This window comes from Streptomyces sp. NPDC021100, assembly GCF_044333095.1.
Classification (GTDB): domain Bacteria; phylum Actinomycetota; class Actinomycetes; order Streptomycetales; family Streptomycetaceae; genus Streptomyces.
In genome coordinates, this window is record NZ_JBIRQH010000001.1 from 751,318 (window position 1) to 768,014 (window position 16,697).

A 16,697-nucleotide genomic window follows, 5' to 3' on the forward strand; every position below is an offset into this window, starting at 1 on the left:
AGAGCCTGATACCGGCCGTGGGCCTAGTACCAGCTGTTGGCCTGCCAGAAGGACCACGCGCCACACGGGCTGTGGTACCGCTCGTTCATATAGCTGAGGCCCCACTTGATCTGGGTGGCCGGGTTGGTCCGCCAGTCGGCGCCCGCGGAGGACATCTTCTCGGCGGGGAGCGCCTGGACGAGGCCGTAGGCACCGGAGGAGGCGTTGGTGGCCGTGTAGTCCCAGCTGCTCTCGTTGTTCACGATGTTGCTGAAGCACTGGAACTGGTCGGCGGGAACGATCTGCCGGGCTATCGCCTGCACCTCGGCGGCGCTGTAGGAGCCCTTGACCGGGATGTCGACGGAATCGCGCGTCGCCGAACGGCTCGCGACCTCGTCCTTGTCCTTCTTCTCCCGGTCCTTCTCCGCCTTCTCCTTGGCCTTCTCCTCCGCCTCCTTCTTGGCGGCGGCCTCGGCGGCTTCCTTCTTGGCGCTGGCGTCCTCGGCGGCCTGCTTGCGGGCGGCCTCCTCGGCTTCCTTCTTGGCGATCGTCTGGGCCACGCCGACCTGGGTGTCCGCCTGCTCCGTCAGCGAAGCGGTCTGGACGGCGTTCTGCCCGGCGGGAAGTTCCGCGAGGAGTGTCGTGTCGGCCGCGGCGGCCTGCACTCCGCCGGTCGTCGTCTTACCCTGCTCGTCGCCCTGGGCGACGCCCACGACGGCGCCGACGGTGGTGACCGCGGTGGCGGAGGCCACGGCGAATCCCCGGACCGAGATCCGGCTCACACGCTTTCCTTCCAGCATCGTCCGCGCACATGACCCTCGCGGACGCGATCGCGCCCCTGACGCTGGCCTCTGCTGGTACGGAGCCGCGGCATCGCGGGACCGGCCGGTCACTGGAGGCACTGGCCCGGCGGGCCGTCGGTGAACTTCCCGGTGCGGGAGGTACGTACGGTGCTCGGGCGGCATACGGCGACGCTGTTCAGTTGTCGGTTCACTCGCCGGTTCAAGGGCGGTGAACCGCGCGCTCCCTGGGGAGCCCGAGGTGCAAGTGCCGTATGCGGGGCCTGACAGGAACCAGACTCTGCCCGACGCGCACGCTCGGAGGCAATTCCGCGTTGCGTGGGAAACGTCACACCATGTTCGGCGCACCGGAATTCCGGGAATGGCGGCGCGGCGGCACAACGCGCGGCTAAGCTCCCAGGCTTTGCCGCGCGTTGTCTCCGGGCGTTGCCACTCGGTCTTGTCACCGGGCGTTGCCGCTGGGCCTCGCCGGACAGACCGCGTCCGGCTGCCCGTCAGATGCGCCCGTCCTCCAGCATCTCCGTGACCAGCGCCGCGATCGGCGACCGCTCCGAACGCGTCAGGGTCACATGCGAGAACAACGGGTGCCCCTTCAGCTTCTCCACCACCGCCGCCACCCCGTCGTACCGCCCGACCCGCAGGTTGTCGCGCTGGGCCACGTCATGGGTGAGGACGACACGGGAGTTGGCGCCGATGCGGGAGAGCACGGTGAGCAGGACGTTGCGCTCCAGCGACTGTGCCTCGTCCACGACGACGAACGCGTCGTGCAGCGACCGCCCGCGGATGTGCGTCAGCGGCAGCACCTCCAGCATCCCGCGCCCCACGACCTCCTCGATCACCTCGGCCGTGGTCACCGCCGAGAGCGTGTCGAAGACCGCCTGGGCCCAGGGGCTCATCTTCTCCGACTCGCTGCCGGGCAGATAGCCCAACTCCTGGCCCCCGACCGCGTACAGCGGACGGAACACCATCACCTTCCGGTGCTGCCGACGCTCCAGCACCGCCTCCAGGCCGGCGCAGAGCGCCAGCGCCGACTTGCCCGTACCGGCCCGGCCGCCCAGCGAGACGATGCCCACCTCGGGGTCGAGCAGCAGGTCCAGCGCGACGCGCTGCTCGGCGCTGCGCCCGTGGATGCCGAACGCCTCGCGGTCGCCGCGGACCAGGCGCACCGCGCCGTCGGCCGTCACCCGGCCCAGCGCCTTGCCCCGCGGCGACTGGAGCACCAGGCCGGTGTGGACGGGCAGTTCGACCGCTTCCGGGACGTATGTCCGTTCGGCGGCGAACAGTTCGTCCACCTGCTCGGCGGTGACGGACAGCTCCGCCATCCCCGTCCAGCCCGAGTCGGTGATGGCCAGCTCCGCCCGGTACTCCTCGGCCAGCAGGCCCACCGACGACGCCTTGATGCGCAGCGGCAGGTCCTTGGAGACCACCGTGACGTCGTACCCCTCCGCCTGGAGGTTGCGGGCGACCGCGAGGATGCGCGAGTCGTTGTCGCCCAGGCGGAAGCCGACCGGGAGTATGGCCGGATCGGAGTGGTTGAGCTCGACCCGCAGGCTGCCGCCGAGCTCCCCGATGGGGATCGGCGCGTCGAGCCGGCCGAACTGCACCCGGTACTCGTCGAGTCGGCGCAGCGCCTTCCGGGCGAAGTAACCGAGCTCCGGATGGTGCCTCTTGGCCTCCAACTCCGTGACCACCACGACGGGCAGCACCACCTCGTGCTCCTCGAAGCGGCACATGGCGCCTGGATCCGCCAGCAGGACGCTGGTGTCGAGGACATAGGTGCGCCGGTCGTTCTCACGGCGCTTCTTGCTGGTCACCACGGGTGCACGAACCCCCTCGGGGAGAGGTCTGGACGCGACCTGGGTCGCGGGGAAGGGGCCGGGTCCACGCCCTTCGAGGGCCGGTCGACGGCCCTCCACGTCCTCCGCGCGGCCCGCAGGGGCGGCAGAATCCGCCTGCACCGCTCAGCCGTCGCGGGCTTCGTCCGTTGCAAAGGGCCTCCCGGGCGGGCGGCCCCATGCCGCCCGCTGGCAGAGCGACGGTCATTGGGGCGACCGCCGGCCTGTGGGGGATATTCCCGCCGAAGCGCTTGACCATGCAACGGCATATGCGACGAGCAGGTGAACGACCGATCACCGGACCGCTACGGGGGCCCGGCCGGCAACGCTGTGACATCGGGCAATCGCCCAGCGCACATGCGGGACAAGGGCCGTGACGACCCGTACGGCGAGCCCCCGGAGGCCCGCGCCCGACACGTCCGTTCAGTATCCGTAACGCCGGTGGCGCGCCGCATAATCACGCAGTGCGCGGAGGAAGTCGACCTTTCGGAAGGCCGGCCAGAAAACCTCGCAGAAGTAGTACTCGGAATGCGCGCTCTGCCAGAGCATGAAGCCGGACAGCCGCTGCTCGCCGCTGGTACGGATGATGAGGTCCGGATCGGGCTGGCCGCGCGTGTAGAGGTGCTTGGTGATGTGGTCGATGTCGACCGACTCGGCCAGTTCCTCGAAGGACGTGCCGTTGTCGGCGGCTTCCAGGATCAGGGAACGGACGGCGTCCGCGATTTCCTGCCGGCCGCCGTAGCCGACGGCCACGTTGACGAGTATTCCCTTGACGTCGAGCGTGGCCTGCTCGGCCTCTTTCAGGACGGTCTGCGTCTCGGCCGGGAGCAGGTCGAGCTGGCCCACGTGGTGGACGCGCCAGCGGCCGTCCGCCGCCAGCCCGCGAACCGTGTTCTCGATGATGCCGAGGAGCGGCTTCAGCTCCTTCGCCGGCCGGTCCAGGTTGTCGGTCGAGAGCATCCACAGGGTGACGACCTCGACGTCCGTCTCGCCGCACCAGCCCAGGAGCTCCTGGATCTTGTCCGCGCCGGCCTGGTGACCCTGCTCCGGGGTCCGCCCGTCGGCACGGGCCCAGCGGCGGTTGCCGTCCAGGATGACGCCGATGTGCTTGGGCACCTGGGCGTGATCGAGGCGGCCTTCCACCCGGTGTGCGTAGAGCCTGTACACCAGGTCGCGCAACTTCACGTTTCCAGCCCCTCCATGCCACTGCGGTTCCCCGCCACTGCGGGCACCCGAGGGCGCCACATTACTGCCAGCGTGTCGCGAGGACCCAACTCGGCCGGTCACCGGGCCGTGATAGTCAGTGGCGACATGACCGATTCGCACTACCGCGCGGCCGAAACTCGCTACGACTCCATGGAGTACCGGCGAAGCGGCCGCAGCGGGCTCAAACTGCCCGCCATCTCCCTCGGACTGTGGCACAACTTCGGGGACGACCGCACCCTGGCCTCGCAGCGCGCCATTCTCCGGCGCGCCTTCGACCTGGGCGTCACCCACTTCGATCTGGCCAACAACTACGGACCGCCGCCCGGTTCCGCCGAGCTGAACTTCGGCAAGCTCTTCGCCCAGGACTTCCGGCCCTACCGCGACGAACTGCTCATCTCCACCAAGGCCGGCTATCTGATGCACCCCGGGCCGTACGGCGAATGGGGTTCGCGGAAATACCTGCTCTCGTCCCTCGACGCGTCACTGGTCCGAATGGGTGTCGATTACGTCGATATCTTCTACTCGCACCGCTTCGACCCGCACACCCCGCTGGAGGAAACGATGGGCGCCCTCGCGTCCGCCGTCCGGCAGGGGAAGGCCCTCTACGCCGGCGTCTCCTCGTACACGGCGGAGCAGACCAGGGAGGCCGCGCGGCTGCTGCGCGAGATGGGCGTGCCCGCGCTGATCCACCAGCCCTCCTACTCCATGATCAACCGCTGGACGGAGGACGACGGGCTGCTCGACGTCCTGGAGGACGAGGGCATGGGCTGCATCTCCTTCGCGCCGCTGGCCCAGGGGCTGCTCACGGACAAGTACCTGGGCGGGAACGTGCCGGCGGGCTCGCGGGCCGCCAAGGGGACGTCGCTGGACCCGACACTGCTCACCGAGGACATGCTGCGTCGGCTGCGCGGCCTGGACGGGATCGCGCGGCGGCGCGGGCAGTCCCTGGCGCAGCTGGCGCTGCGCTGGGTGCTGCGGGACGAGCGGATGACCTCCGCGCTGATCGGCGCCTCCAGCGTGGGGCAGCTGGAGGCGAATGTGGCGGCGCTGGAGGGACCGGAATTGACCGGGGAAGAACTGGCTGAGATCGATTCCTTCGCGGTGAGCGCGGAAGGGGTCAACATCTGGGCGAATCGGGGCGGCTCGTAGCGGTCTACGGGGATCGCGGGCCTACGGATGCGCGGGTGGGGTGAGAGGAGCGTGAGGGGTACGAGGGGTGGTGGCCGGGTGCCGGGGGCCGGGCGCCGGGGGCCGTGGTGAGCGGACGGCGCCGGTCGGGGTGGGCGGCGACCTGCGGCCGCGCGGGGCCGGCCGGCGCGGCCGGCCCCGCCCATCGGCCACAGGCATCCGACAGGTGTCCCGCACGCCTCGCGTAGACGCTTCACGAATGATTTGTGCATGAATCGTGGGTGATTCCGGCGCCCTTGCGGCGGGGGAATTCCACCGGATCCGGATCACAACTGCCCGGAGTCGCACGAATCCATACGGAGAGTGACATCCGCCCATGAAAAACGGGCCGGTCCGTGGGGGGGATACGGACCGGCCCGAGGGGGGGTTTCCACCATAACCGGTCGGAGGGGGTGCATCGCGCATCGGCGGGGGTGACATAGCGTGGCGCGCTGACTTTCGGCACAGTTGTTGATCTTGTAACGCTCGGCGGTCGAGGCCGCGGAACCCCCGTTCCTCCATGTCAGCACTGGGGCTACGGTGTAGAACCAGCCAAGTGATCACCTGCCGGCAGTGCGGTCCGTCACCGTCATCGAAATGTTGCACAAACTCGTCGCCGACTTGACGGGGGTGGGCCGAATGGGGGGGCGAGGCGGCCGTCCGAGTGTCGGGGGGGGCGGATGACGGCCGCGAGGCGCTCACCCCGATCGCCGGACCACAGGCTTCCCTGGGCCCCCTTCCCCTTCGTTACCGTCTTGCGTGGCTCCGCAAGAGACCTCCGGCCTTAGGCAAGCTCCGCGAGCTGTTCGCGAACCCTCAGGCCGAGCACGGAACAGTGCTGATCGTCGCCGTCCGGCCGGCCTCGATCGGCACCCTGACGTCCTCTTCACCAGGCTCCGCGACGGAACTTCCACGGAGACCGGCCGGCCACGGCAAGCGGCGTCCAGGAGAAGCGTCACCCCCAGCCGGAAGGTGAACAGCCACGTCACGGCTGGCGATTCGTGTCATGGTCGGCGAGCCGTCACGCCGGCCTTCCTCACCCGGCTTGATGGAACAGATAGGGGCACCCCCTGCCGCCTCCGCCCCCTCAGGGCCGCGCCGACCATCCGCCCGCCAGGAGGGCCAGCCAGGCCCCGGCGAGCAGGAAGGGACCGAGGGGCATGGTCGTGCCGCGTCCCGCGCCGCGGGTGAGCATCAGCGCGATGCCGTACACCGAACCGAGCAGCAGTCCCGCCAGGCCGCCGAGTATCAGCACGCCCCAGCCGTACCAGCCCAGGGCGCAGCCCAGCCCCGCGGCGAGCTTGACGTCGCCGAACCCCATTCCGGCCGGGTGGGCCAGGAACAGCAGGAGGTAGGCGCCGCCGAGCACCAGGCCCCCGAGCAGGGCTCCGGTCCAGGTGCCGCCGGACGCCGGCAGCAGGGCGGCCACTCCGAGCAGCGCGGCCGTGCCCACCGCCAGGGGCAGCGTCAGGACGTCCGGTAACCGGTGCACGGCCCAGTCCACTCCCGTGAGCACCACACCCACCGGTATCGCCAGCAGCCACACGCCGAGTTCGGGCCGCGGGCCGACCATCGCGGCCGTCACCGCGCACACCATGGCCGTCGCTCCGGCCGGCCACACCACCCCGGGGCCGTATCTCGTCCTCCCGCACGCCGTACACCTTCCCCATCCGATTCCGCCGCCGAGCACGTGCCCGCAGGGGGCCACGGTGCGCCACGGCTCGTCCGGCTCGACCGACAACCGGTAGCGGGCGCCCGGCACCAGCGTGCCGGCCAGGGTTCCGTAGAGGGCGGCCGAAGCCACCAGCACGATCGACAACCAGTTCATGCGGCGAGATTACGGAGCGGGGCGAGGGGAGGGGGCGATCCCCGCGAAAGCTGTGGACGACCCGCCGCATGTGGATAACTTGGCTACCCGGAAGGCTGATTGGTCGAGTTCTCTCCGGGCGAAGGGACGTGCCGATGCCAGGATGGGTGGACGGCTTCACCCACCTCACCGTCGAACCCGCGGGGTGCGGGGGCACGGTGGTTCCGGTGGAGGTCGCAGCCTCCTACCGCGCCCGGACGCGCGGGCTGCTCGGACGGGACGGGATCGAGGGCGCCATGCTGCTCACCCCGGCCGGCTCGGTGCACACCTTTGGCATGCGGTTCCCGATCGACGTCGCCTACCTGAGCCGGGACATGCGGGTGCTCGCCGTGCGCACCATGCCTCCGCACCGTCTCGGCAGGCCCCGGCCGACGGCCCGCCATGTGCTGGAGTCGGCGGCCGGAGCGATGGCGCGATGGGGGCTGCGCGAAGGGGCGTGCGTGCGGATTCCGCCCGTCACGCCCGGGTGAGAGGCGGCCTGGGGGCTCACTCCTCCGGTCTGCGGGCCGCCAGGTACCAGCCGCCGAGGCCCAGGAGGAGTGCCGTTCCGGTGCCGACGCCCGCGTAGCCGACGGCCTTCAAGCGCCCGTCCGGTGCCGGGGAGGCCGCTGCGGTGCGGAAGGTGGTCCCGTCGGGGGCGCGGTGGGCGTGAGGGCCGGGCGGGCCCGGCGGCGCGCTCCGGGCCGGTGCCGTGGTGACCATGAGCGTGACGGGTACCGCCTCCGAACGCCCGTGCCCGACCTTGGTGTTCAGGCTGACCTGGAGGTAGTACCAGCCTTCGGATCCCGTGTCCCGTCCCGGCGGCGGTGCGGCGAGGGGGACGGCGACGGCGTGGCCTTGGTAGCCGTCCGTCCGGTTCGTCACATGGCCGCGGGCGGCGTCGTTCAGGCCCAGGCGGACGCCGTTGGCGACATAGGGAACGCGTCCCGGGGCGTCCCCGAACGTCGCTTTCGCGAATAGTTGGCGGCCGGTGGTGACGGGGGTGCGGTAGAAGCGGGTCTCCCCCGGGCGGATCGTGTCCTTCCAGGTGCCCGTCCGGACGTCGGCCGCGTCGTTGAACCCGCTGCCCCCGGTGACGTCCTTCGCCGGTCCGGCCGGTTCCGATGGCGGTTCCGAGCTCCATGTACCGGGTGGGTACGTCGACTTGGATGTGGTCGGTGGGTGGCGGGTGACGGCGGTGAGTTCCAGGGACACGGGGGCGGGGTCGCCGCCGTCCGCTTCGCCCCGGACCACGACGAAGTGGTAGGTGCCGGCCGCGGCGCAGGGTCCGCCCGCTCCCCCGAGACGTTCGGCGTGGTCGGCGAGGGGGTAGGCACCGCCTTCGGCGAGGAAGGAGCGGTGGCGCGACGGTCCGCAAGGGGTGCCGTCGGCGCGTCGCAGCGATACGTCGATGCCGTCGCGGAGGCCCGGCGTGCCGCCCGGGCGGGGTGCGGCGACCGCGGAGACGTAGGCGTCGGAGGTGCCGTCCAGGCGGACGGCGTAGAACTTCCGCTCGCCCGGGGCGATGGTGTCCGTCGCCGTGCGGCCGCTCGGCACGAGGGGCGGGTCGGCCGTGGCGGCCCGTGCTCCGTGGATCTCCTGGGCGTCGGGGGCCGTCCGGTAGGCGGCCGGCGGTCCGACGCCGGCGGGTGCGGCGGCCGAGGGGGCCGCTGCCGTGGCGAGCGCTCCTACGGCGAGGGCCAGTCGCAGCGCGCCGGTTCCCTTCCGTGCCGACCGCCTCGTACCGCCCGTCACGTACCGCCCCCCTCATTCGCCACCAGGGCTTTCGAAAGCCCATCCTGCCGCCTGGCGAGGGTGGTTGGCGAGATACCGGTGGGGCGGTTTCAGTCGGTGAGGGAGGTGACTTCGCAGGCGCGGGCGTCGAGGCCCCAGGGGTGGGCCTCGGCCAGCACTTCCTCCGGTCCGTCGCCGAGGCGGGCGGTGAGGACGAACCGGTGGGTGTCCCCGACGCGCCGCGGTTCGAACGCGAGGTGGGCGAACCAGCCCGTCTCCGGCCCGGTCGCGGCCGTGCGCAGCCGGGCGAGCTCCGTCTCGACGCGTGCCCATTCCGCGGGTGGTACGTACTGACGCATCACGGAGTGCCAGACGACGGTGAGGGTGCCGGGGCGGAGGCCGGCGTCGGCGAGGAAGTCGGCCGCGCCCCGGGAGAGGACCCGGGCGGGCAGTCGGCCGGCCAGGTCGATGGCTCCGGAGAGCCGGACGGGGCGGGCCGGGTGGTCGGGCCAGACGTAGGCGCGGAGGGCGAGGGCGTCGGCGGGGTCGAGGGGGTCCAGCGGGTCGACGTCGCAGCCGAGGCGTTCGACGATGTCCAGGGCGGGGACGCGGGCCGCGGCGTCGGCGATCCGGGGCGGTGGGGTGCCGTCCCGCCAGGCGCCGTCGAGGACGACGGGCGAGGCGGGGTCTCCCCAGGCGAAGCGGGGTGCCGCCGGGTCGCCGGCGGTGACGCGGAAGCGGTCGGCGCGGAGGTTGAGGCCGCCGCTGGCGCCGAGTTCGAGCAGGCGGACGGGGGGTGGCCCAGGCGTTCCCAGGGCGGCGACCGTGGTGAGCAGGCCGCTGATCAGCATGTTCGCGCGGCCGACCTCGTTCGTCTGGGGCGGGCGGCGCATCCAGGCGGCGATGTGCTCGGGGTGGTCGGCGACGGCGCGCCGGAACGGCCCCCACGCCGCGTCCGGGTCGTCGGCCGTGCCGCCCGCCGTGGGGTAGTGGGCGGCCAGGTCCGGTGCTTCGCCGAGCAGGACGAGCGCGTGGACCGCGCCCATCAGCCGGAGTCCGACGGCGGCCGGGCCCGGGGCACCCTCCAGCGGGGCCACGGCGTCGGCGCAGGGTCCGCCGTCGCGGACGTCCTGGGCAGCGCGGGTGAGGAGTGTGGCGTAGAGGGGGGAGTTGAGTTCGGCGCAGGCGTGGGCCTGGGTGTCGAGGAGGTCGGCGGTGCGGGCGCGGGTCATGTGGCCTCCTCGGGAGCTGTCGGTGCTGTCCGGCGGTATCGGCCAACCTAGTGGCGGACGCGCTGGTTCCGGGGAGGTTGGGGCAGTGATCCGCACCTCAGGCGCGTCGGTCTCGGTGCGTGGGCGTGCGGAGGTGTGGTGCCAGGTGTTCAGCGGCCCTGGCGGGGGAAGCTGACCTCGACCCTGCGGTTCTTGCGGCGGCCGTCCTCCGTGGCGTTGTCCGCGATGGGGTAGTCCTCGCCGTAGCCGCGGATCTGGTAGGAGATCGAGGAGGAGCCGAGTTCTTTGGCGAGTTGGCGCTGTACGGCGTTGGCGCGTTCTTTGGACAGGGCTGTCCCGTGGTCGGCGGATCCCAGGTTGTCGGTGAATCCGAAGACGCGCAGGGTGGTGGCGTGTTGGCTGCGCGCCTCGTCGGCGATGGTCTTTATGCGTTGGGCCGCAGCGCCGTTGAGGGACGAGCTGTCCTTCTCGAAGAGGACTTCGGCCTGGAGGGCGAAGGTGACGTTGACGTTGGTGTCGACGCGGCGTTCGCTGCCGTTGCCGGTTTCGATGACGGATTTGATGTCGAGGACCCGGCCGGGGGCGAGTTTCGCGCCCTTGCGGAGTCTGAGTCCGGAGGCGTGGGCGTCGAGCTTGACGGGCGGCTCGCTGCGGGCCTGGTCTCCGGGGCCGGAGGCGTGGGCGGGGGCCGGCGCGGCGGTGACGAGGACCGCTGCCGTGAAGGCGGCCGCGGTGAGGACGGCCGTGGCGAGCGGCCCGTGGTGGCGGGCGGGCGGTGTCGGTGGGCGGCGGATCACGGGTCACCCCGAGAGCGCGATGCGGACGGTGGGCATGGTGGGGATCTGGAAGTCGACCTGGGCGACGTCGGCGGGAGGTGCGGGGAACTGGGCGAAGAGGGGCCGGGATTCCTGGGGTTTGATCCCCGTGAGGCCGGTGCTGCACAGGCATTGGCCGTCGGTGTCCCGGAGGACGAGGTAGCGCTTCTTTCCCTTGGTGTCCACGAGGGTGGCGCCGGAGACGGCGGACTGGGATCTCACGTCGGTTTCCTTGGACCGCCATTCCAGGGCGTTGAACATTTTGCTGCCGCGGTTGGTGACGGTTCCCTGGACGGTGACGAATCCGCCGTCCTCCCGGACTGCGGAGGTGATCGCGACGACGATTCCGTCGCCGTTGCGCATTTCGCCCAGCGTCGCGGACGACGAGGTTTTTCCCTGGCCTCCGGGCTCGGGTTTCCCGGTGTCCGCGGCGGTCGGGCGGCCCGACGCATTCCGCTCGTCGCCACCGCCGTCGCCGCCGTCTCCGCAGCCGGACAGGGCGAGCACCGCGGCGACGGCGAGCGACACCGGCAGCACGGCCCGGGGGTGTCGGCGCCCTGTGCTCATGGGTGGCATTCCTCCGCTCGTAGGGTCATCGGTCGGTGGCGGCGAGGCGGACGGCGAAGAGGGTGCGTGCCGTGAGCCGGGGGTCGGGGTGGGCGGGGTCGACGGTCAGCGGCCCGTCGTCACAGTCGAGCCGGGCGTACGCGGCTCCGGCGTCCCCGCCCGGTGCGGGGCGGCAGCGGGGGGTGACGACGGCACGGGAGCGGGCGGTGGGGCGGACGTCCTCGCTGCCGGGGACGACGGACGTGCCGATCCCGTCGCGGGCGGTGACGGTGACGTCGAAGGCCAGCGTCGTGGGGTCGGGCCCGGGGGCCGGGGTGCAGCCGGGGCCGGTGAGGCCGGCGGCGTTGTCGCGGGCGAGGCGTTCCGCTTCGCGGCAGGCGGTGACGGGGGTGTCGCCGCGGCCGTCGAACCAGCGCCGCCAGTCGCCGCCGGGCCGGGTGGCGAGGTCCCGGAGGAAGCCGGTGTAGGACTGCTCCCGGTAGTCCTGGGCGGCGGCGAGGGCGGCGGCGTCGGCGGCGGACCCGGTGCCGTTCCTGGCGGCTCCCGCCATGCCGACGGCGAAGACGGCAAGCGCGACGAACAGGAACCCGGCGACCGCCACGATGTACAGGGGAAACGCCTGGCCCGCGTCCCGTCGACCCGGCGGGCCGCGGAACGGCGTCGGCCCTGAGGTCACTTGGCGATTTTTTGGATCTGATCCATGATCGCTTTTGCGATCACCGTGCCGAAGTCCGTCGTCGTGAGGACGAGGACGATCGCCACCACGACGGCGATGATGCCGAGGTACTCGACCGAGGTCTGCCCCCGGTCGTCCTCCCAGAAGCGCTTCCCCATTCCCATCCCCTCCACGCGTGGCCGGGCGCTGCGGGCGGCGTCCGGAACGGCCGGTCGCCGCAGGGGAAACGTACGCCCGAACACCGGACGCGGGACAGTGCGCGTAGCTCGCATTCCCTCTTTCGCAGGGGAGTTGGGCGTTCCCTTGCGTCACACGCACCACCCCCGTCCAGCTTCGCGTACCACCGCCGAGGTCCCTTCGGGCGAAGACTGTCCCACAGCCGGTTGCAGAAGCGAAGAGGTTTCACAGAACTCCTCCGTCCGGACCGCCGCCCGCCGTGCCGGTCTCATCGGCCCGACACCGTGCCGAAGTCGACGCCCGAGCCGAGGAAGAATCCGGCGATCATCAGGGCCAGCGTGCCGGGAACCATGAAGGTGGTGATGACGACCGTGGCCTTGGGGACCGCGCGGGCCGCCCTGCGGCGGGCGTTCTGGGCGTCGGTGCGGCGCATGTCGGCGGCTATGTCCATGAGCGTGTCCACGATGGGCGAGCCGAGCTCCTCGCCCTGCTGGAGGGCCGAGACGAACTGCGCGACCTGCTCGGAGTCGTTCCGTCGGCGCAGCCCGTCGAAGGCGTCCCGACGGCTGACGCCCATGTCCATCTGCCGCAGCGCGATGCGGAGTTCGTCCACCCACGGGCCCTTGTACCGTTCGGCGACCCGGTCGAGGGCCTGCCGGAAGCTCAGCCCGGCGCTGACGACGACCGCCAGGACGTCGAGGAAATCGGGGAGCGTCCGCTCGATGGCGGTCCGCCGCTCCCGGACGGCGGCCCAGATGCCGACCTCGATCCAGAACAGGCCGAAGGCGACGAGCAGCGCCGCTATGAGCAGCCGTCCCTCGACCAGCATGACGAGGGCGCCACCGAAACCGAGGGCCCCGTACACCGCGCGGCGGGCCGCGTAGCGGTCGACGGTGAGACCGCCGGGGTTGCCCGCGCGGTCGATCCTCGTGCGGATCCGGGCCACGCGGCGCGGGCCCATCAGGCGCAGCACGAGCGGGGCCCACCGCATGCCGAGGCGGTCGACGGCCGAGCCGACGGCGGTGGTGCGGGTGGCTCCGACCTCCAGGGCGACGGCGAGGTCCGGGGGGAGTCTGGCCTCGCTGCGCCAGAGGGCGACGCCGTAGCAGACGCCGGCCACGGACGCGCCGGCCAGGAGGGCGATCAGCAGGCCCATGTCCGTCTCCTCGGATTCTGGTGGATGGGGTAGGGGGAATGGCAGGGGGTGGGGGGTGCGGGGGGGCTTCGCCGCGTGGGGCGGTTCAGATGTCGATGCGGGACATGTGGCGTATGAGGAAGAAGCCGACGCCGTAGAGCGCGAAGGCGCCTATGACGGTGAGCTGTCCGAGGGCGGTGCCCGTCATACGGTCGATGGAGCCGGGGGCGATGCGGTCCAGGAGGAAGAGGGTGCCGACGCCCATCAGGGGGACGACGTACGCCGTGGCGGTCACCTGGGACAGCTGGGTCCGGACCTCCCGTCGGGTCTCCTTCCGTTCCTCCAGCGTCTCGGTGAGGTTGCGCAGGGAGCGGACGACCGAACCGCCGGCGTGGTGGGAGAGGACCAGGGTGGTGACGAGCACGCCGAGCTCACGGGAGGGCAGCCGGTCGGCCAGTTCGGCGAGGGACTCCTCGACGGAGTGGCCGACGGCCAACCGGTCCGCCACGGCCGCCAGTTCCTCACCCGCGGGGGCGTCCATCTCCTCCGCCGCCATGCCGAGGGCCGTGCGCAGGGCGAGGCCCGCCTGGGTGGCGTTGGCGAGGATGCGGGCCAGCTCGGGGAGTTGGTTGATGAACTTCTCGATGCGTTTGCGGCGCTGCCGCCCCAGGAAGGCGAACGCCGTCCAGACGGCCACCACCGCGGCGAGCGGTCCGAAGAACGGGGCCAGGGCGAGGGCCGCCACGGCCCAGAGGGCGACGGCCGCGGCGCCGGTCCACAGCAGGAAGTCGCCCGGCGCGACGCCGAGTCCCGTGGCCGCGATGCGCAGTTCCAGCCGTCTGCCGAGGCGGGTCCCGCGCACCGCGCGGTCGAAGCGGCGTAAGGGCCGGGAGCGGGCGGTGGAGCGGGACGACTCCCCTGGGTCGGCGAGGCGCTCGGCGAGGGCGGCCTGCCGCTCCCGGCCGGTCAGGTACGTCCGTACGCCGGCGACGGCCAGCGCGCCGCACAGCAGGGTGATGCCCAGGGTCAGGAGCGCGAGGGTGTCGTTCATGTGCGGTCGCCTTTCGTGGCCTTCCTTGGCCTTCCGTGGCCTTCCGTGGCCCTCCGTGGCCGTCCATGGCCTCTGGTCCGTACGATCGTGGGGTGCCGCGGCGGCTGCCGCCGGTGCCCTGGTGGGTCTTCCCAAGAGGCGGCCCCGGGTGAACCCCGAGTCGACCCGGACACGTCCCGGATATCACCCCACTAGGGGGTCTGTTCGGCTTCCGCGGCCCCCTCGCCGTACGCGGTCACCTCGCTGTACACGGCCCTCTCGCCGTACGCCGTCATCGCTCCGTGCGCGGTCACCTCGCCGTGCGCGGTCACCTCGCCGTACGCGGTCACCTCGCCGTACGCGGTCACCTCGCCGGCCGCGGCCCGCCCGGCGTGGCGGCCCGTGGTGCGTGGCCCGGCGGCGGCGCCGGGCGGCGCGGCGACCCCGAACGCCTGCGGAACCGGCTCGTTGGCCAGGCGCAGCCGGCCGACGGCCCGCTCGGGCAGCGGGAAGTGGGCGAACGTGCCGCGGACGACGCGGTCCGGGCCCATGGGCAGCGCGTCGAAGCGGACGACGGTGGTGAGACGGTGGCCGGCGGCGGCCGGCGCCCCGGCGGCAGGCCGCTCGGCCGGAGCGCCGGGCCGCCCGTGGGGCGCGTAGGAGTCCAGCAGCGCCACTTCGCTGATGCGACGCGCCCCGTCGGCGGTGCGGGTGAGCTGGACGACGCAGTCCACGGCGCTGTCGATCTGGTCGCGCAGCGCCTCGTAGGGGATCTTGACCTCCGACATGGAGGCCAGTGTGCGCAGCCGCATCAGCGCGTCCTCGGCGCTGTTGGCGTGGACGGTGGCGAGGGAACCGTCGTGCCCGGTGGACATGGCCTGGAGCATGTCGAGGGTCTCGCCGCCCCGGACCTCACCCACGATGATGCGGTCGGGGCGCATGCGCAGGGAGTTGCGCACCAGGTCCCGAATGGTGATCCGGCCCTTGCCCTCCACGTTGGGCGGGCGGGATTCGAGGCGGATCACGTGTGTCTGCTGGAGCTGGAGTTCGGCGGCGTCCTCGATGGTGATGACGCGCTCGCCGTCCGGGATGAGGCCGGAGAGGGCGTTGAGCAGTGTGGTCTTGCCGGAGCCGGTGGGGCCGGAGATGACGATGTTGAACTTCGCCCGGACCAGGCCCGCGAGGAGCATCACCGCCGGCTCGTCCAGCGTGCCGATGCCGACGAGTTCGCGCAGCGTGTAGACGCGCGGGAAGCGGCGGATGGTGAGGGTGGCGCCGTTGAGGGCGAGGGGCGGGATGATGACGTTGACGCGTTCGCCGCTGGGGAGGCGGGCGTCGACCATGGGATTGGACTCGTCCACACGGCGGTTGACGGTGGAGACGATGCGTTCGATGGTCTGCATCAGCTGCTCGTGGGAGGCGAACCGCACGGGGACGGCCTCGACGCGGCCGGCGCGCTCGACGAAGACCTGGTCCGGTCCGTTGACCATGATCTCGGTGACGGTCGGGTCCTCCAGGAGGGGTTCGAGGATGCCCAGGCCCAGGGCCTCGTCCACGACCCGGCGGATGAGCCGGTCGCGTTCGGCGGTGGAGAGGACCGGGCCCTCGCGGCTGATGATGTGGCCCAGCACCCGCTCCAGCCGCGCCCGCCGCTCGGCGGCGGCGAGCGCGGACATCTCGGCGAGGTCGATCTCCTCCAGGAGCTTGGCGCGGTAGACGGGGACGAGGTGGTCCGACTCCCGTCCGCCGCCGGGCGGTTCGGGGCTGACGACGCGGGCCCGGAGGCTCATGGGCGGCTCTCCTGCGGAAGCGGCTTGAGCGGGACGACGGAAGGCCCGGCCGGAGCGCCGGCGGGGGCGTGCGCGTCATTCGGGCAGCGCATGGTGGCGTGCCGGGTGACGTGGAAACCGGTGCCGGGGAGGAGGCCGGGGACGGAGACGTCCACCGTGGCGGTCACTTCGGTGGTGCCGGGCGTGCAGGGGGGTGCCTGGACGGTGTCGGCGCGCCGGGCGACCCAGTCGGTCATGGCCGTCCTGGCGGCGGCTTCGGGGGTGGTGCGGGGGTCGTCGAGTGTTGCCGTACGGGCGGCGGCGCGGGCACCGGTCCCGGCCTGCTGCGCGGCGAAGGCCGCCAGGCCGAGCTGGATCGCGGCCAGACCCACGAGGAGGAGGACAGGCAGGAAACCGATGAACTCGACGGCAGCGGAACCGCGGTCGCCTGATGGCCGGCGGCGACTGCCCGTCGCTTCGGGGCGGGCGTGCGGGCGGCCTCGTACGGGCTCGGCCCGGGAACGTCGCGCCGCCCCGGCCCGGGAGCGAACGCGCTCCTCCGACTCCCCGGTCCCAGGGATCCGAACCGCCTCGGCCGGGAAGGCCGGCACCACCGCGGCCCGCGAGCGCCGGCGCTCTCGGGTGTCCTGGGCCGGAAGGAACGGCACCGCCTCGCCGGCGAGCGGCCGCGCCGCACCGGGCCCCAACGCCCACACGTCGTCCTCAGCC

At 72.3% G+C, this 16,697-nt stretch carries 16 protein-coding genes; 2 read left to right on the forward strand and 14 right to left on the reverse strand.

The window, feature by feature from the left end:
• Window positions 1-23 precede the first annotated feature (23 nt).
• The 3 genes from ACH4PU_RS03405 to ACH4PU_RS03415 all read right to left on the reverse strand — a co-directional run bounded on the left by ACH4PU_RS03405 (window position 24) and on the right by ACH4PU_RS03415 (window position 3,799).
• Window positions 24-761 (reverse strand): transglycosylase SLT domain-containing protein, encoded by a 738-nt coding sequence (locus tag ACH4PU_RS03405; protein WP_398265109.1) that lies wholly within the window; start codon window positions 759-761, stop codon window positions 24-26.
• Window positions 762-1,273: 512 nt separating this feature from the next.
• The gene (locus tag ACH4PU_RS03410; RefSeq protein WP_398265112.1) at window positions 1,274-2,596 is read right to left on the reverse strand and encodes a PhoH family protein; all 1,323 of its coding nucleotides are present in this window, start codon (window positions 2,594-2,596) and stop codon (window positions 1,274-1,276) included.
• Between the two features lie 441 nt (window positions 2,597-3,037).
• A complete protein-coding gene (locus tag ACH4PU_RS03415; protein ID WP_398265116.1) occupies window positions 3,038-3,799 on the reverse strand; it encodes an isoprenyl transferase in 762 nt (253 codons plus the stop codon).
• A gap of 126 nt (window positions 3,800-3,925) precedes the next feature.
• Here ACH4PU_RS03415 and mgrA point away from each other — a divergent pair, with 126 nt between their 5' ends.
• On the forward strand, window positions 3,926-4,969 hold the full coding sequence (gene mgrA / locus ACH4PU_RS03420) for an L-glyceraldehyde 3-phosphate reductase (RefSeq protein WP_398265118.1): 1,044 nt from the start codon (window positions 3,926-3,928) through the stop codon (window positions 4,967-4,969).
• Between the two features lie 1,105 nt (window positions 4,970-6,074).
• On the opposite strand, the gene ACH4PU_RS03425 is transcribed toward mgrA, so the two are convergent.
• Window positions 6,075-6,815 carry a prepilin peptidase gene (locus tag ACH4PU_RS03425; protein ID WP_398265121.1) on the reverse strand — a complete coding sequence of 247 codons (741 nt, stop codon included), beginning with the start codon at window positions 6,813-6,815 and terminating at the stop codon, window positions 6,075-6,077.
• Between the two features lie 134 nt (window positions 6,816-6,949).
• Between ACH4PU_RS03425 and ACH4PU_RS03430 the strand changes: the two genes are divergently transcribed.
• Entirely contained in the window at window positions 6,950-7,324 is a 375-nt protein-coding gene (locus tag ACH4PU_RS03430) for a DUF192 domain-containing protein (RefSeq protein ID WP_398265124.1), read from the forward strand.
• A 16-nt stretch (window positions 7,325-7,340) separates the two neighbouring features.
• On the opposite strand, the gene ACH4PU_RS03435 is transcribed toward ACH4PU_RS03430, so the two are convergent.
• The 10 genes from ACH4PU_RS03435 to ACH4PU_RS03480 form a co-directional block, all read right to left on the reverse strand.
• Window positions 7,341-8,588, reverse strand: a complete 1,248-nt coding sequence (locus tag ACH4PU_RS03435) for a hypothetical protein (RefSeq protein WP_398265127.1) — start codon at window positions 8,586-8,588, stop codon at window positions 7,341-7,343.
• 89 nt (window positions 8,589-8,677) lie between these two features.
• Window positions 8,678-9,799 (reverse strand): DUF2332 domain-containing protein, encoded by a 1,122-nt coding sequence (locus tag ACH4PU_RS03440; RefSeq protein ID WP_398265130.1) that lies wholly within the window; start codon window positions 9,797-9,799, stop codon window positions 8,678-8,680.
• Between the two features lie 149 nt (window positions 9,800-9,948).
• Window positions 9,949-10,596 (reverse strand): OmpA family protein, encoded by a 648-nt coding sequence (locus tag ACH4PU_RS03445; RefSeq protein WP_398265133.1) that lies wholly within the window; start codon window positions 10,594-10,596, stop codon window positions 9,949-9,951.
• 3 nt (window positions 10,597-10,599) lie between these two features.
• Window positions 10,600-11,181: a hypothetical protein gene (locus ACH4PU_RS03450; RefSeq protein WP_398265135.1), complete on the reverse strand. Its 582-nt coding sequence runs from the start codon at window positions 11,179-11,181 to the stop codon at window positions 10,600-10,602.
• Between the two features lie 25 nt (window positions 11,182-11,206).
• A complete protein-coding gene (locus tag ACH4PU_RS03455; protein WP_398265138.1) occupies window positions 11,207-11,857 on the reverse strand; it encodes a pilus assembly protein TadG-related protein in 651 nt (216 codons plus the stop codon).
• Window positions 11,854-12,015: a Flp family type IVb pilin gene (locus ACH4PU_RS03460; RefSeq protein ID WP_004947925.1), complete on the reverse strand. Its 162-nt coding sequence runs from the start codon at window positions 12,013-12,015 to the stop codon at window positions 11,854-11,856. The genes ACH4PU_RS03455 and ACH4PU_RS03460 overlap by 4 nt, the downstream gene beginning before the upstream one ends.
• 287 nt (window positions 12,016-12,302) lie before the next feature.
• Window positions 12,303-13,190 carry a DUF5936 domain-containing protein gene (locus ACH4PU_RS03465; protein WP_398265141.1) on the reverse strand — a complete coding sequence of 296 codons (888 nt, stop codon included), beginning with the start codon at window positions 13,188-13,190 and terminating at the stop codon, window positions 12,303-12,305.
• Window positions 13,191-13,275: 85 nt separating this feature from the next.
• A complete protein-coding gene (locus ACH4PU_RS03470; RefSeq protein ID WP_398265144.1) occupies window positions 13,276-14,220 on the reverse strand; it encodes a type II secretion system F family protein in 945 nt (314 codons plus the stop codon).
• Window positions 14,221-14,411: 191 nt separating this feature from the next.
• Window positions 14,412-15,989: a CpaF family protein gene (locus tag ACH4PU_RS03475; protein ID WP_398265146.1), complete on the reverse strand. Its 1,578-nt coding sequence runs from the start codon at window positions 15,987-15,989 to the stop codon at window positions 14,412-14,414.
• Window positions 15,986-16,360, reverse strand: a complete 375-nt coding sequence (locus ACH4PU_RS03480; protein WP_398265149.1) for a pilus assembly protein — start codon at window positions 16,358-16,360, stop codon at window positions 15,986-15,988. Before ACH4PU_RS03480 ends, ACH4PU_RS03475 begins: the two co-directional genes overlap by 4 nt.
• Window positions 16,361-16,697: the final 337 nt, after the last annotated feature.

What these genes read in the sequence shown, in the direction of transcription:
- mgrA (WP_398265118.1), top strand. Translation starts at nt 3,926, where the DNA reads ATGACCGATTCGCACTACCGCGCGGCCGAAACTCGCTACGACTCCATG.
- ACH4PU_RS03425 (WP_398265121.1), bottom strand. Translation starts at nt 6,815, where the DNA reads ATGAACTGGTTGTCGATCGTGCTGGTGGCTTCGGCCGCCCTCTACGGA.
- ACH4PU_RS03430 (WP_398265124.1), top strand. Translation starts at nt 6,950, where the DNA reads ATGCCAGGATGGGTGGACGGCTTCACCCACCTCACCGTCGAACCCGCG.
- ACH4PU_RS03440 (WP_398265130.1), bottom strand. Translation starts at nt 9,799, where the DNA reads ATGACCCGCGCCCGCACCGCCGACCTCCTCGACACCCAGGCCCACGCC.
- ACH4PU_RS03450 (WP_398265135.1), bottom strand. Translation starts at nt 11,181, where the DNA reads ATGAGCACAGGGCGCCGACACCCCCGGGCCGTGCTGCCGGTGTCGCTC.
- ACH4PU_RS03460 (WP_004947925.1), bottom strand. Translation starts at nt 12,015, where the DNA reads ATGGGGAAGCGCTTCTGGGAGGACGACCGGGGGCAGACCTCGGTCGAG.
- ACH4PU_RS03465 (WP_398265141.1), bottom strand. Translation starts at nt 13,190, where the DNA reads ATGGGCCTGCTGATCGCCCTCCTGGCCGGCGCGTCCGTGGCCGGCGTC.
- ACH4PU_RS03470 (WP_398265144.1), bottom strand. Translation starts at nt 14,220, where the DNA reads ATGAACGACACCCTCGCGCTCCTGACCCTGGGCATCACCCTGCTGTGC.
- ACH4PU_RS03475 (WP_398265146.1), bottom strand. Translation starts at nt 15,989, where the DNA reads ATGAGCCTCCGGGCCCGCGTCGTCAGCCCCGAACCGCCCGGCGGCGGA.